This is a genomic window from Streptococcus parasanguinis (assembly GCF_001073155.1).
GTDB lineage: Bacteria > Bacillota > Bacilli > Lactobacillales > Streptococcaceae > Streptococcus > Streptococcus parasanguinis_D.
In genome coordinates, this window is record NZ_JVEE01000014.1 from 1 (window position 1) to 15,591 (window position 15,591).

Consider the following 15,591-nt stretch of genomic DNA (forward strand, 5'->3'; position numbering starts at 1 on the left):
AAATAGGAAGTTTGACGCAGAATCTTTCGATTCTAGGAGAACTTATCTTTTTGACACAATCCGCAGCCCTTGTTCAATTTGTATTGAGCCCCTTCGCTCTTTAATTTCTGGGCTCAGGCTAAAACAGTTTCCCAAACTGTTTTACTCTCAATAATTCCGAGTGCCTGAAACAATAACGTTTCAGGCACTTTTCTTACAGCGGAAAGTTTCAGTATTTTCTTAAATCGATTTAAAAATTGGAACTCAATTTTGTTTTTTGCAGAATCACTTAACTTATTTTACTTTAAAATAGTTTGTCTACATTCTAAAAGGAGCCAAAAGGCTCTTTTTTTATATATTCAAAAATAAAAAGTTGGGAAGTCTAACTAAATAAACTAGATTTATAAGTGTTGGATTCTAAAATAAGAACGAGAAGGTTCTGATTGTTCAACCATCATTTAAAAAAGCCGGGCAAAAAGCCCGACTTCCCCATTATATTATTCGTTATGATTGTTAGAGTCTTGCGAAGAAGGCTCAGATGGTTTAGATTGATTTTCTTCGTTCGAAGAGCTAGACGATGGTTCTTCATACGAATACTGATCAGTGGAATAACTTGGCTCATAGTAGTAGTTATTGTAGTTGTTCTTACCATTGTTTAAGTAGAGATAAGAACCACTTCGATACAGTCCACTTGGTTGCGTCCAATCCGTATGACCAGAGTTATTATTATTAGCAAGATAGAGCATCATTTGACGGTAGACATCCGTTGCGACCTGTATTCCATTATCCAATACTGGTGTAAAGCGATTGGAATAACCTGTCCATACTGCCATGGCATATTCAGGAGTGTAGCCTACAAACAATTCATCCGGTGTTACAATATTTGAATAAGCATTTTTTGTCAATTTACCGATTTCGTTATCAGCATAGTTTGATGTACCTGTCTTACCAGCTTGGTAGATTCCCGAAATGGCAGCATTTGTACCGCTACCAGACAAGAGAACTGTCTTCATCATATCTGTCATCATGTAGGCAGTTGTTGCTTTCATTGCACGAGTTCCTTCGGACTCAAATTCCTTGGTTGTGCCATCACTAAAGACAACCCGACTAACATAGGATGGTTTGTAATAGGTACCGCCATTGGCAAAAGCAGCATAGGCAGCTGCCATTTTCTCACTGCTGGCTCCGTATTTGTTGCTAGAATCGCTAGTGTTACTCGAGATAGCGTTGGCGTAAACCATTTCTGGGTAATCGATCCCTAATCCATTGAGGAATTTCTTAGCTTGTTTAAGACCAACTTTTTCCAGGGCCTTCACCGCAGGCACGTTACGAGATTGTTGAATTGCGTAGGTAATGGACATGCTACCATAGTATGAACGGTCCCAGTTGTAGACAGGCGTTGATGAATGAGGGAAGTTGTATGGCGCATCTGTTGTAGTAGCTGCTGTAGAGGTATATTCCTCATGTTCAAGAGCTGGTGCGTAATCTGTGATTGGTTTCATTGTTGAACCCCAGTCACGGTTCGTTTCAACCGCTTGGTTTGTACCAAAGGAAACATTGCTGGATTGGTGACGAGAACCCAGCTGAGCAATGACTTTACCAGTATTGACATCAATAACGGTAGAAGCTACTTGCATTTCATCATCCGGGTAATTGACATATTCATCTGTATTGTAGATATCCCATAGTTTCTTTTGAGCTTCTGTATCCACGTTTGTATAGACATCCATTCCGGTTGTCAACAAATTGTAGCCCGTTTCTTCTTCGACTTGCTCGATCACTTCTTTTAGGTAATTATCCATATAGGCTGGGTAACTGCTTGAAGAACTGAGACTTTGCAGACCATCTGTAACAGGTGTATTGACCGCTGCTTCGTATTGTTTGTTAGAAATGGTCTTCATATCGAGCATTTCTTTTAATACTAAGTTTCGGCGCTGTTGCGCTGCTTCAGGATGGGAGTATGGATCGTATTGGTTTGGTGCTTGGGGCATCCCCGCAAGGAGTGCCAATTGAGGGAGCGAAAGATCTTTTAGATCTTTTCCGTAATAACTTTTCGCAGCTGTCTGCATTCCGTAGTTCCCATTCGCCATAAATACTTTATTGACGTAATAGGTCAAGATTTCTTGTTTGGTTGCTTTCTTTTCTAGTTGGGTTGCTAACCAAGCTTCTTGGATCTTACGAGAGAGGGTACGGTCAGAGGCTGAAGTGGAGAAATAGGTTAACTTGATCAATTGTTGCGTCAAGGTTGACCCACCTTGACTTCCTCCTCGTAAGTTGTGAAGGAAGGAACCGCCGATCCGAATGATGTCGACCCCACGGTGATTGAAGAAACGGTGGTCTTCAATCGCAACGATAGCATTGACCAAATCAGTAGGGATTTCATTGGCTGTGACATTGATTCGTTTCTCAGCTCCCAAATCCGCGATCAAGTTATTTTGGTTGTCATAGATCTTACTAGATGTTGTTGCAACCAAATCTTTTTCAGACAAGGTTGGTGCTTTCATAGCATAGTAACTAAATATCAGTCCACCGAGGACAAATAAAAGTAAGAAAAATGAAATGGCTGCGATGGCAACATATTTCAACCATTGAATGACTGTTTGTTTATTCATTTAAATACCGCCTAGAAGTTTCTGTTCGATAATATCAAGATAAGGAACGCTTGGAAGACGATTCTTATCTACTAGAAAGCCGTGCTCCTGAATATAGGAGAGGGGCATGGATTTACTACCATGATCGATGTTGTAATAGTGAATTAATGCAGGAGCAGGAAGTAAGTAGGTTTCACTCAACTTTGCAAAATGCAAGAGAACGAAACAGATACCGCCTTGCTGAACAACTGCCTCCATATGATCGATTTGATGTTGATGAAAATTTTTCATCGGCATGGATTGCTTTTGCTGTGTTTCCTTCGCTTCAAAATCGATATAGCGTCCCTTGTATACTCCAGAATAGTCCGTCGTTGAGGCTTGCCTGAAATAGGCTTCAACAATCTTTGCCCGACTGCGACGTGGATAATCCACTTTCACGATTTGAATCGGTGTTGGTTTTTTATGGATGACTGCTAGACCTCGAGAAAGATAGTATTGATTGCTTTCATTGATCATTTTTTCAAATGTCATCCCACGATTCGCAAAGTCGACTGGATGTTTCCTTTGTGTAGAGACCAAGGTTTTTTTGGCTACTTTATGTGGATAGTTGACCATAGTTCTCCTTATTGGTACAATTACATCACTCTATTATATCATAAATTAGAATAATGAGGAAAAAATGAATACCATACTTGTTGCAGGTTATAAGAGTTTTGATGTGGGAGTCTTTTCCAATAAAGACCCTCGACTGACCATTATCAAAAAAGCCATTGAAAGAGATCTTCGTCGTCTATTTGAAGAAGAAGTGAAATGGCTGGTCTTTTCTGGTAATTTGGGATTTGAGGCTTGGGTACTAGAGGTCGCCTTTGCATTAAAAAAAGATTACGATTTTCAAATGGCGACGATCTTCCTATTTGAGAATGTTGGCGAAAATTGGAATGAAAGCAATCAGGAATTATTAGCACGCTTCAAACAGGTGGATTTCGTGAAATATGCCTATCCACACTATAGCAATCCGGGTCAACTAAAAGAATACAATCAGTTTTTGATAGATAACGCGGATGGAGCTTATGTTTTTTATGATCCAGAAAATGAAACCAATTTAAAATATCTTTACAAAATGATGGTAGAAAAAGAACCATTTTATGTCAAACAATTAAGTTTTGATGACTTAAATGAACTTGCTGAAAATTTTTACGAAAACTAAGTGTTATACCTTGATTTTTCTTACCATTTTTTTATATAATTGAGATGATGAACTAGATTGGAGAGAGTAATGGCGAGTATTATTTTTACTGCGAAAGATATTTTTGATCAAGATTTCAAACGAGAAGTTCGTGGTTATAATAAAGATGAAGTAAATGAATTTTTGGATGATGTCATAAAAGACTATGAAACCTATGCTGCTTTGGTGAAGGAATTGCGTGAAGAAAACGCACGCCTTCGTGAAGAACTTGCCCAAAAAGCACAGGAAACACCACAAACATCTCCGATTGCTAGCACTGCTACGCAAGAATACCCGCAAGTGACAACAGCGACGAACTTTGATATTCTCAAACGTCTCAATCGTTTGGAAAAAGAAGTTTTTGGGAAACAGATCGTAGATCGCGATTATTAATCCCATAGATCGTGCAATTTTTGGATAATCGCGTGGGAGAATGCTCTCATGAGGAAAGTCCATGCTAGCACAGGCTGTGATGCCTGTAGTGTTTGTGCTAGGTGAATCCATAAGCCTAGGGACTTGGTATTCAAGTTACGGCGAGTGAAGGAGCTAAGTCTAAGGATAAGCTCTAGTAGCTCTGAAAGTGCCACAGTGACGTAGTTTTTAGGGAAACCTAAAAAGTGGAACGCGGTAAACCCCTCAAGCTAGCAACCCAAACTTTGGTCGGGGCATGGAATGCGTGGAAACGAACATAGCATTCTGACTGGAAACAGTAGACAGATGATTATCGAAGGAAATGGTACCTAGTCATTTCTGGAACAAAACATGGCTTATAGAAAATTGCATATAGGTTGATGAGGTGGAGAGAGATCTCAACCTCCTTTTTTAAAGTGATAGGAATAAGATGAAAAAACAATTTGAATTGATTGCAACGGCCGCTGCTGGCATAGAGGCTGTTGTTGGTCGAGAACTACGCGATCTCGGTTACGATTGCCAGGTTGAAAATGGACGGGTTCGATTTCAAGGAGACCGTCGAGCAATCATAGAGACCAATCTCTGGTTGCGCTCGGCTGATCGAGTAAAAATTGTGGTTGGGACTTTTCCAGCCAAAACCTTTGAAGAACTCTTTCAAGGTGTCTTTGCTTTGGATTGGGAAAATTATTTGCCTTTAGGAGCACGTTTTCCTATTTCTAAGGCTAAATGTGTCAAATCAAAACTCCATAATGAACCTAGCGTTCAGGCCATTTCGAAAAAAGCAGTGGTTAAAAAGTTACAAAAACACTATGCCCGACCAGAAGGTGTTCCTCTCATGGAAAATGGGGCAGAGTTCAAGATCGAAGTATCGATCCTTAAAGACCAAGCCACTGTCTTGATTGACACCACTGGTAGTAGCCTCTTCAAACGTGGTTATCGGACTGAAAAAGGGGGAGCCCCTATTAAGGAAAATATGGCAGCAGCAATTCTTCTGCTGTCAAACTGGTATCCAGATAAACCCTTGATTGACCCGACATGTGGTTCTGGAACGTTTTGTATTGAGGCAGCGATGATTGCGAGAAATATGGCACCTGGTTTACGTCGGACCTTTTCTTTTGAAGAATGGAACTGGATGGATGATCGCTTGATTCATGAAGTCCGTCAAGAAGCAAGCAGAAAAATCAATCGCGAGATCGAATTGGATATTATGGGAACCGATATCGATGCACGGATGGTTGAGATTGCCAAAGAAAATGCCCAGAAAGCGGGCGTTAGCAGTGACATTACTTTCAAACAGATGCGAGTCCAAGATCTTCACTCAGATAAGATCAACGGGGTGATTATCTCCAACCCTCCATATGGAGAACGCTTATCCGATGATGAAGGTGTGACGAAATTGTATACTGAAATGGGGCACGTATTTGCACCTCTCAAAACCTGGAGTAAATTTATCTTAACCAGTGATGAAGGTTTTGAATCTAAATTCGGTAGTAAAGCAGATAAAAAACGAAAACTTTATAACGGAACCCTAAAAGTTGATCTCTACCAATATTTTGGGGAACGAGTAAAACGGCAGATAAAGGCATAGAAAGGATTTTTATGACAGAGAAGGATAAAAAGCCATTAGAGCAAGAAACAGAATCAATTTTAGATTTTGAAGACGCTAAAGAGATGACGATTGGGCAGGCCAATCGAAAGGCAGAAGAAATTGAAGCAGGTGTAACAGAGGGCGATAATGTCTTAGACAAATACATCAAACAACACCGAGCAGAAATTGAAGCAGAAAAATACGATACAAAGATTTTGGCCAAAGAGGAATTGGCTAAAGCTGAAGAGTTGGCAGCTACAGAAACAGTTGCTGAAGTAGCTGAAGTAGTGGAGGCACCGGAAGTAACGGAAACGGTCTTGGAACAAAGACCTGAAATGGATGCTATCTCAACAGAATTACCTGCTAAGATAAAATTTGGACCCACACCAACTGAACCAATTGTAGAAACAGAGGACCTTCCTGAGGAAACTCCAAGCAATGCTGGTAAACGAATCAAAGTGGTTCTATACTCTGCATTAGGTCTTGCGATTGTCGGTTCGGCCATTTTTGTGACCTATAACTGGATGCACAGTCGTGGAAAATCTGGTGGTACAACAGTTGTATCTTCTTCATCTAGCAAGTCATCTTCTACTTCTAAATCAAGTAGCAGTGAAACACAAGCTCAAAAATTGGAAGAGTTTACCAAAGCCTACGATGCCTTTTTTGTAGACGAATCGAAAAGTGGGCTTAAGAATGATAAATTCGGAGACTTGGAAAATCTGAAGAAACTGCTGGACAAATTAGAAGGAAGCAGTGATTATAATGTGGCTAAAACAAAATATGAAGACCTTGTGAAGCAAGTTTCTGCCATTCAAAAAGTGAATTCTCAATTCAGTTCTCCAGTCATCAAAGATGGAGTTCTTGATGCAACTGCCAAAGCAAAAAGTGATGCAACCTTTGCAGAAACAAAGACAGGCAATGAAAAATTAGATAGCTTATTAAATGAGGCGGTAGCGCAAGGACGTTCACAACAGGTCGCGACACCGGCCCCAGTAACAGGAACAGGTGGTACAGATACTTCTAATGCGACACCGGCCCCAGCTCAAGCAGCAACGCCTACAACCCCAGCTGTCAATGCTGCTACAAGTGGTGCAGGAGCTGCAAGTCCAGGCTATTCAGGGTACGGTCTTCCAAGCGATGGCGTCCCACTTCAGCGGAACCTGAGCCGTGTGCCGTATAACCAAGCAGCTATCAATGATGTCAATAACCCGGCCTGGGTGTTTGGTGATGGTATCCTTGAAAAAGTATTGAATATTGCTCGTAAACGTGGACATATCACTGGCAATCAATACATTTTAGAGCGTGTCAATATCATTAACGGTAATGGCTATTATAACCTCTTCAAACCAGATGGAACCTATCTCTTTAGTATCAATGCCAAAACTGGTTATTTCGTAGGAAACGGGAAAGGTCATTCAGATGCTCTGGATTATTAATGCTTGATCAAACATCCCTTTTCTGGGAAAAATGACAATAAAAAAGAGAGTGGGACAGAAATCGGTAATTCGTTAGAATTCGATTTCGTCGTCCCACCTCCGCACAGTTGAGTAGGRMTGTAWAAGCTGATGAAATCAGCGTAGTAGAGCCCACTCAACCACTGCGTCTTGCTCGACAATCTAAAAATAATTGAGAGGCTAGGACTTTTGTCCCAGCCTCTTTTTCGTATTAAACAAGATGACGTTCAAATGGATCGTCTGAAATTCCTTGATCTAGAATCAGGCGGCACCATTCTTTGGCTGAGAAGAGACTGTGATCCTTGTAATTTCCACAAGACTCAATGGTTGTGCCTGGGACATCCTCCCAAGTGCTGACAGATGCAATTTCTTCTAAAGATTCTTTAATCACTTTAGCAATTTCCGTACTTGAATGCTGTCCCCACATGATCATATGAAAACCGGTGCGACATCCAAATGGGGAACAGTCAATCATACCATCTATGCGTTTGCGAATGAGCATCGCAAGAAGATGCTCGATTGTGTGGAGCCCTGCTGTTGGAATCGCATTTTCATTCGGCTGCACTAGGCGAATATCAAAGTTAGAGATGATATCTCCTTTTGGTCCAGTTTCCTCACCAATCAAGCGTACATAAGGAGCCTTCACAGCTGTGTGGTCCAATTCAAAACTTTCAACAATTACTTCTTTTGTCATACTCAAATCCTTCTTTGTTTTTCTTGATTATAGCATAAAAAGCAGATTCAACAAAGTGGAAATAGATGAATTTCTCACAGGTGTTCCATGAAAGAAACGTGGATAAAAGAATAAGGGTTAAGCAAAAATATAAAAGGTTTTTCCTGTTTTTTTAGATTGTTAATTTTAGTAATTTATGGTAAAATGTAAAAGAATTTTTAATTCAACTAATTAAATAGATTTGGGGTAAAAGCATGAATTTTGTAATTACAACAGGTGTTTTTGCCGCGGTCATTGGTTTAGTCATTGGATATGTGGGAACTGCTCTTAAAATGAAAGCTTCAAAAGAAGCTGCGGAACTCACCCTTTTAAATGCTGAACAAGAAGCAACGAATTTACGTGGACAGGCAGAACGTGAAGCCGATTTGATTTTAAAAGAGGCGAAGCATGAGTCAAGTTCACTTAAAAAAGAAGCACTTTTGGAGGCAAAGGAAGAAGCCAGAAAATATCGTGAAGAGGTCGATGCTGAGTTTAAGTCAGAACGACAAGAATTGAAGCAATTAGAAAGCCGTTTGGCAGAACGTGCTAGCAATCTTGATCGCAAAGACGACATTTTAACAAGCAAAGAACAGTCTCTTGAACACAAAGAGCAAAGTCTTACAGATAGAACTAAACACATTGATACGCGTGAACAACAGCTGGAAGAGCTTGAACACAAGAAAGTAGAAGAACTGGAACGTGTCGCTGCTCTAAGTCAAGGAGAAGCGCGTGACATTATTTTGAATCAGACGGAAGATCAACTTTCAAAAGAAATTGCATCACGAATTCGTGAAGCAGAACTGGAAGTGAAAGAACGTTCTGATAAAATTGCAAAAGACATTCTCGTGCAAGCCATGCAGCGAATGGCTGGTGATTTTGTTGCAGAGCAAACAAACTCAACCGTTCATTTGCCTGATGATAGCATGAAGGGCCGGATTATTGGGCGTGAAGGACGCAATATTCGTACCTTTGAGAGCTTGACGGGGGTTGATGTGATTATCGATGATACGCCAGAGGTGGTGACCTTGTCAGGGTTTGATCCGATTCGTCGTGAAATTGCCCGTATGACAATGGAGAGCCTTCTCAAAGATGGTCGCATCCATCCAGCCCGCATCGAAGAGCTGGTTGAGAAGAACCGTCAGGAAATTGACAATCGTATTCGTGAATACGGTGAGGCCGCTGCTTATGAAATCGGGGCGCCAAACCTCCATCCAGATTTGATGAAAATCATGGGACGGTTGCAATTCCGTACATCTTATGGTCAAAACGTTTTGCGTCACTCCATTGAAGTTGCCAAACTTTCTGGTATTATTGCCAGTGAGTTGGGTGAAAATGCTACTTTGGCACGACGTGCAGGGTTCTTGCATGATATCGGTAAAGCGATTGACCGTGAAGTGGAAGGAAGTCACGTTGAGATTGGGACAGAATTGGCACGTAAGTATAAAGAACACCCAGTGGTTGTCAATACTATTGCCAGTCACCATGGAGATGTGGAGCCTGAAAGTGTTATCGCAGTCATTGTCGCTGCAGCTGATGCCTTGAGTGCGGCTCGACCTGGAGCACGAAGTGAGTCACTTGAAAGTTACATCAAACGTTTGCAAGATCTTGAAGAAATTGCAAACAGCTTTGAAGGAGTTAAGACAAGTTTCGCCCTTCAAGCAGGACGTGAAATCCGTATTATGGTGAGCCCTGAGGCAATCAAGGATGATAAAGTGACGATCTTAGCTCATGATATTCGTGAGAAGATAGAATCAAATCTTGAATATCCTGGAAACATTAAGGTTACCGTTATTCGAGAATTGCGTGCAGTAGATTACGCAAAATAAACGAAAAGCTTGAGATCTAGCATCTCAAGCTTTTTGAATGAAAAAAATCAGTTGAAAATTAGGCCGATTTTTGTTACACTAGATAGAAAGACATTGAAGGAGAAATCATGGCGGATCGTGGCTTATTAATTGTATTTTCTGGCCCTTCAGGGGTTGGAAAAGGAACGGTCAGACGAGAAATTTTTGAAAACTCGGACAATCAGTTTCAGTATTCTGTATCGATGACGACGCGTGCACAACGTCCAGGTGAAGTGGATGGTGTCGATTATTTTTTCCGTACACGTGAAGAATTTGAAGATTTGATCCGTCAAGGGCAAATGTTAGAGTATGCTGAGTACGTTGGAAATTACTATGGGACTCCTTTAACTTATGTGAATGAAACCTTGGACAAAGGAATCGATGTATTCCTTGAAATTGAAGTTCAAGGTGCGCTCCAAGTAAAGAAAAAAGTGCCAGATGCAGTTTTTATCTTCTTAACGCCGCCTGATTTGGAGGAATTACAAGATCGATTAGTGGGACGCGGAACAGATAGTGCAGAAGTCATTGCGCAACGGATTGAAAAAGCAAAAGAAGAAATCGCCATGATGCGTGAATATGACTACGCAATTGTGAACGATGAAGTTCCTCTTGCTGCTGAACGTGTCAAACGTGTGATCGAAGCAGAACATTTCCGTGTAGACCGTGTCATTGGGCATTATCTGGATATGTTACCAAAAACACAAACTATTGTGAAGAGATAAATAATTAGAAATTAGGTATAGGAATATGATGTTAAAACCTTCTATTGATACATTGCTTGATAAAGTACCCTCAAAATATTCATTGGTCATTCTTGAGGCAAAACGGGCCCACGAATTGGAAAGTGGTGCAGTGCCAACTCAAGAATTCCAATCGGTCAAATCAACCTTACAAGCGCTTGAAGAAATCGAGTCAGGAAACGTAGTTGTTCACCCGGATCCAGAAGCAAAACGTGAAGCGCTTCGTCGTCGGATTGAAGCAGAGCGAATCCGCAAAGAAGAAGAAGAGCGCAAAATTAAGGAACAAATTGCCAAAGAAAAAGAAGATGGTGAAAAAATTTAAGGTTGGGGACTTCTCAATCTTATTTTTTGCTATTTAAAGGGTTCCGTGATAAAGTAAAGCTCATATGATAGAGGCTGGAGGTGAAAAAGTGATAGCAAAAGTCATCGTAGATGTTCCATTGATGCAGACGGATAAACCCTATTCCTATCAGATTCCATCAGAATTTGAAGATATGGTGGAGGCAGGTATGCGAGTTCATGTCCCCTTTGGTAAAGGGAATCGCCTCATTCAAGGGATTGTGGTAGATGTTTTAGAAGAGGCAGACACAAGCGAGGAATTAAAAGCGATTGTGGAGGTCTTGGATTACACTCCGGTCTTAAATCAAGAGCAGTTCTGGTTGGCAGATCAATTACGAAAAAGTGTTTTTTCTTATAAGATCACGATTTTAAAAACCATGCTTCCTTCTCTTCTCAATTCGAGTTATGATAAGATTTTGTATCCTCAACCTTCTTTAGATCCAACTCTCAAAGTGAAACTTTTTGGTGAAAAAAATGAAGTTTCTTTTTCTTCTCTAGATGTGGCCGATCAAGCCCAAGTGATGCGGTTGGTCAGAAAGGGAGATTTGGTACTTGAATACAAGGCCAAGGATAAGAAACAAATTAAAACAGAAAAATGGTATCGCGTTAACCAGGAAGGATTAAAAGAACTTCAACCATCAGCGAGAGCTAAAAAAAGACTAGCATTGAAAGAGCGCCTGTTACTAGAGCAAGGGGAGCAACCCTTAGCAGGATTGTATCAGGATTTTTCACGAGAAGTAGTGGCTTATTTTATTGATCAGGGTGTTTTAGAAATTACAGAACGAGAAGTGAATCGGGCGGCTGCGTATTATGAAGGAAAAGAACAGACCCAGGCCCTGCTTTTAAATTCAGAGCAAGCAAAAGCTGTCGAAACAGTAGTTTCTCAAATTGGGAAAACATCAAAGCCTTTTTTATTAGAAGGTGTGACTGGAAGTGGAAAAACGGAAGTTTATCTGCAGATTATTCAAGAAGTTCTAAATAAGGGGAAAACGGCTATTATGTTGGTTCCTGAGATTTCCCTGACGCCACAGATGACGGATCGTTTTATCTCGCGTTTTGGCCAGGAAGTAGCTATTCTGCACTCGGGCTTATCAAATGGTGAGAAGTATGATCAATGGCGAAAAGTTGAACGTGGGGAGGCCAAGGTAGTCGTTGGAGCGCGCTCAGCCATCTTTGCCCCTTTAAAAAACATCGGAGCCATCATCATTGATGAGGAGCATGAGGCTTCCTACAAACAAGATAGTAATCCACGCTACCACGCAAGGGAAGTCGCAGTCCTAAGGGCTCAGTACAATCAAGCAGTCTTGCTTCTTGGATCTGCTACACCAAGTTTAGAATCGAGGGCTCGTGCAACAAAAGGGGTTTATGAATTAATTCGTCTAACCCAGCGGGCCAATCCGGCAGCCAAAATTCCAGAAGTTAAAGTCGTTGATTTCCGTGATTATATTGGCCAAAATGAAGCTGGTAACTTCACTCCTGTTCTAGTGGAAGCTATTGCTGATCGCTTGCAGAAAAAAGAGCAGGTTGTCTTGATGTTGAACCGCCGTGGTTATTCCAGCTTTGTCATGTGTCGCGAGTGTGGAACTGTAGATACTTGTCCCAATTGTGATATCTCACTGACCCTCCACATGGATACTAAAACCATGAACTGTCATTATTGTGGCTATAGCAAGGCGATTCCTCGACACTGTCCAAATTGTCAAAGTCCTTCCATTCGTTATTACGGGACAGGAACGCAAAAAGCCTATGATGAATTACAAGAGATCTTTCCTGAGGCTAAAATTTTGCGCATGGATGTGGATACCACCCGAAAAAAAGGGAGCCACGCAGCGATATTAGATGCTTTTGGGAATGGTGAAGCGGATATTTTGTTAGGGACGCAAATGATTGCGAAGGGGTTGGATTTTCCAAATGTTACCCTTGTAGGCGTTCTAAATGCGGATACTTCTCTGAATTTACCAGATTACCGATCTTCAGAGAGAACCTTTCAACTCCTGACCCAAGTGGCTGGAAGAGCTGGGCGAGCAGAGAAAGAAGGAGAGGTTATCATTCAGAGCTACAACCCCAATCATTATGCGATTCGATTTGCCAAAGACCAAGATTATGAAGGCTTTTTTGCCTATGAAATGCAGATTCGCCGGCAGTTAGGCTATACGCCTTATTACTTCACAGTTGGGTTAACCTTATCACATAAGAGTGAGGAAATTGTGATGGAGAAGTCACATCAGGTCATGGAAATTCTCCGATCTGGCTTATCTGATCAGGTCCAAATCTTAGGACCAACACCTAAACCAATTGCACGCACACATAATTTGTATCATTATCAAATCATTGTGAAATATCGTTTTGAAGAAGTCCTGACACAGGTCTTGAATCAAATCTTAGAATTTACACAAGAAAGAGGTAACCAAGATTTACGAGTTAGTATTGATAATGAACCTCAAAGTTTTATGTAAGGAAGAAAGAAATGACAAAATTAATTTTTATGGGAACGCCTGATTTTTCAGCGACGGTTTTAAAGGGATTGTTAGCAGATTCGCGCTATGAAATTTTGGCAGTTGTGACTCAACCAGACCGCAAAGTAGGTCGCAAAAAAGAGATTCGAATGACCCCGGTGAAGCAGGTAGCTTTGGAACATCAACTACCGGTTCTGCAACCTGAGAAATTATCGGGTAGTCCAGAAATGGAAACTCTCTTATCACTAGATGCAGATGGAATTGTGACCGCTGCTTTTGGGCAATTTTTACCGACAAAATTGTTGGAGAACTTCCAATTTGCGGTGAATGTCCACGCTTCTTTGTTACCTAAATATAGAGGTGGTGCGCCGATTCATTATGCTTTGATCAATGGCGATGAAGAAGCTGGGGTTACAATTATGGAAATGGTCAAAGAAATGGATGCTGGAGACATGATTGCAGCTCGTTCTCTCCCAATTTTAGATGAGGACAATGTGGGAACCTTGTTTGAAAAATTGGCTGTCCTTGGACGGGATCTACTCCTAGATACTTTGCCAGATTACCTAGCAGGGGAGATCCAGCCAAGGCCACAAGATCCTAGTTTGGTCACATTTTCACCAAATATTTTGCCGGAAGAAGAAGTTTTGGAGTGGACCAAAACCAACCGACAAGTTTTTAACCAGATCCGAGGGATGAATCCTTGGCCTGTCGCTCATACCTTGTTAAATGATCAACGCTTTAAAGTTTATGAAGCAGAGCTATGCGAGGGCAATGGAAATCCAGGAGAAGTGATTGGTTTGAGCAAAAAAGAGTTGGTAGTAGCTGCAGGTGAAGGCGCGCTATCCCTCAAAGTTGTGCAGCCGGCAGGAAAACCAAAAATGTCCATTACAGACTTTTTGAATGGTGCGGGCCGTCAATTGAAAGTAGGAGATCGCTTTGGAAGGTAAACAAATGAATGCGCGTGAACAGATCCTTGGAGTTTTAGAAGAGGTTTTTGAACATGGAGCCTATTCTAATCTTGCCTTAAATCAAGCACTAGAACATTCTCAACTTTCAGATAAAGATAGAAGTTTTGTTACGGAAGTTGTATATGGTACCGTAGCGCGGAAGATAACACTCGAGTGGTATCTCGCCCACGTGATTGAGGACCGGACGAAATTAGATCCTTGGCTCTATTATCTTTTGCTGATGAGTTTGTATCAGCTAGTCTACTTGGATCGCATTCCTGACCATGCCATCGTCAATGAAGCTGTCCGGATAGCAAAAGGTCGAAAAGAAGGCAGTGAGAAGTTTGTCAATGCTATTCTTAGAAAGCTCCTTCGCGAGGGACTACCAGCTATTGATACGATTAAGCGAAAGAACAAACGTTATTCAGTAGAGTATTCTCTACCTGTATGGTTGGTCAAAGCATTGATCGAAGAATATGGTGAAGAACGTTCTTGCGCTATTTTTAAGAGTCTCTATCAGCGTAATAAATCAAGTATTCGTGTGATTGATCTTGACGAAAAAGAAGAGTTGGCTCAGCTACTCGAAGCAACGTCCTCTCTACTTGCTCCGTCTGCCCTCGTGAAAGATCAGGGACATTTTGCAGCGCACACTTTGTTTAAAGAAGGACGCATTGCCATTCAAGATGAGTCCAGTCAATTGGTGGCGCCAGCTTTGGATTTGCAAGGGGATGAGTGGGTTTTAGATGCCTGTGCAGCGCCAGGTGGAAAGACGACTCACATCGCTTCTTATCTCACGACTGGGAAAGTCACAGCCCTGGATCTCTATGACCATAAACTCAAATTGATTCAAGAAAATGCTAATCGGCTCCATGTTGCGGACAAAATTTTGACAAAGAAGTTAGATGCGACAAAAGTCTATGAAACATTTGGAACAGATGCTTTCGATAAAATTTTGGTGGATGCACCTTGTTCGGGGATAGGTCTGATACGGAGAAAGCCTGATATCAAGTACAATAAAGAGGGTGCAGATTTTATATCTTTACAAGCTATTCAATTGGCGATTCTGGATAGTGTTTGTCAAAGTGTGCGTAAAGGTGGTATAATAGTGTACAGTACGTGTACAATTATGGGGAAAGAAAATTTTGAAGTGGTGGACCAATTTTTGAAACACCATCCAAATTTCAAACAAGTTCCATTGGAGCACGAAAGAAAAGATATTCTCAAGAATGATTGTATCCTTATTACACCCGAATTATATGGAAGCGACGGCTTCTTTATCAGTCGTTTTAAGAGAATGTCATAATA

General features: G+C 41.2%; 13 protein-coding genes and 1 other RNA gene. 11 read left to right on the plus strand and 3 right to left on the minus strand.

Translation table 11 applies throughout. From position 1 onward, the window contains the following. Positions 1-476 precede the first annotated feature (476 nt). Both pbp1a and recU read right to left on the minus strand, forming a co-directional pair. Positions 477-2,591 carry a penicillin-binding protein PBP1A gene (pbp1a, locus tag ADH92_RS01000; protein WP_024054910.1) on the minus strand — a complete coding sequence of 705 codons (2,115 nt, stop codon included), beginning with the start codon at positions 2,589-2,591 and terminating at the stop codon, positions 477-479. After that, positions 2,592-3,185, minus strand: coding sequence for a Holliday junction resolvase RecU (gene recU / locus ADH92_RS01005; RefSeq protein WP_003010355.1), 594 nt, complete (start codon positions 3,183-3,185; stop codon positions 2,592-2,594). A gap of 64 nt (positions 3,186-3,249) precedes the next feature. On the opposite strand from recU, the gene ADH92_RS01010 reads away from it, so the two are divergent. The 5 genes from ADH92_RS01010 (at position 3,250) to ADH92_RS01025 (ending at position 7,230) form a co-directional block, all read left to right on the plus strand. After that, entirely contained in the window at positions 3,250-3,777 is a 528-nt protein-coding gene (locus ADH92_RS01010; protein WP_049496138.1) for an SLOG family protein, read from the plus strand. Positions 3,778-3,846: 69 nt separating this feature from the next. Beyond that, on the plus strand, positions 3,847-4,188 hold the full coding sequence (gpsB, locus tag ADH92_RS01015) for a cell division regulator GpsB (RefSeq protein WP_049496141.1): 342 nt from the start codon (positions 3,847-3,849) through the stop codon (positions 4,186-4,188). 16 nt (positions 4,189-4,204) lie between these two features. Continuing rightward, an RNA gene (rnpB, locus tag ADH92_RS10365) (RNase P RNA component class B) lies at positions 4,205-4,570 on the plus strand. A 66-nt stretch (positions 4,571-4,636) separates the two neighbouring features. Continuing rightward, positions 4,637-5,794 carry a THUMP domain-containing class I SAM-dependent RNA methyltransferase gene (locus ADH92_RS01020; protein WP_049473358.1) on the plus strand — a complete coding sequence of 386 codons (1,158 nt, stop codon included), beginning with the start codon at positions 4,637-4,639 and terminating at the stop codon, positions 5,792-5,794. Positions 5,795-5,805: 11 nt separating this feature from the next. After that, positions 5,806-7,230, plus strand: a complete 1,425-nt coding sequence (locus ADH92_RS01025; RefSeq protein WP_049496143.1) for a cell division site-positioning protein MapZ family protein — start codon at positions 5,806-5,808, stop codon at positions 7,228-7,230. Between the two features lie 229 nt (positions 7,231-7,459). Here ADH92_RS01025 and ADH92_RS01030 read toward each other — a convergent pair whose 3' ends face one another. Beyond that, complete coding sequence (locus ADH92_RS01030; protein ID WP_024054576.1) at positions 7,460-7,942, minus strand: S-ribosylhomocysteine lyase; 483 nt, start codon at positions 7,940-7,942, stop codon at positions 7,460-7,462. 233 nt (positions 7,943-8,175) lie between these two features. On the opposite strand from ADH92_RS01030, the gene ADH92_RS01035 reads away from it, so the two are divergent. The 6 genes from ADH92_RS01035 (at position 8,176) to rsmB (ending at position 15,589) form a co-directional block, all read left to right on the plus strand. Then, complete coding sequence (locus tag ADH92_RS01035) at positions 8,176-9,786, plus strand: ribonuclease Y (RefSeq protein ID WP_049496148.1); 1,611 nt, start codon at positions 8,176-8,178, stop codon at positions 9,784-9,786. A gap of 107 nt (positions 9,787-9,893) precedes the next feature. Continuing rightward, positions 9,894-10,526, plus strand: coding sequence for a guanylate kinase (gmk, locus tag ADH92_RS01040; RefSeq protein WP_049496152.1), 633 nt, complete (start codon positions 9,894-9,896; stop codon positions 10,524-10,526). A gap of 25 nt (positions 10,527-10,551) precedes the next feature. Beyond that, positions 10,552-10,866, plus strand: coding sequence for a DNA-directed RNA polymerase subunit omega (rpoZ, locus tag ADH92_RS01045; RefSeq protein WP_003010339.1), 315 nt, complete (start codon positions 10,552-10,554; stop codon positions 10,864-10,866). Positions 10,867-10,930: 64 nt separating this feature from the next. Next, entirely contained in the window at positions 10,931-13,339 is a 2,409-nt protein-coding gene (locus ADH92_RS01050; protein ID WP_049496155.1) for a primosomal protein N', read from the plus strand. 11 nt (positions 13,340-13,350) lie between these two features. Next, complete coding sequence (gene fmt / locus ADH92_RS01055; protein ID WP_049496157.1) at positions 13,351-14,286, plus strand: methionyl-tRNA formyltransferase; 936 nt, start codon at positions 13,351-13,353, stop codon at positions 14,284-14,286. Then, a complete protein-coding gene (gene rsmB / locus ADH92_RS01060) occupies positions 14,276-15,589 on the plus strand; it encodes a 16S rRNA (cytosine(967)-C(5))-methyltransferase RsmB (protein WP_049496161.1) in 1,314 nt (437 codons plus the stop codon). The genes fmt and rsmB overlap by 11 nt, the downstream gene beginning before the upstream one ends. The last annotated feature ends 2 nt before the right edge of the window (positions 15,590-15,591 follow it).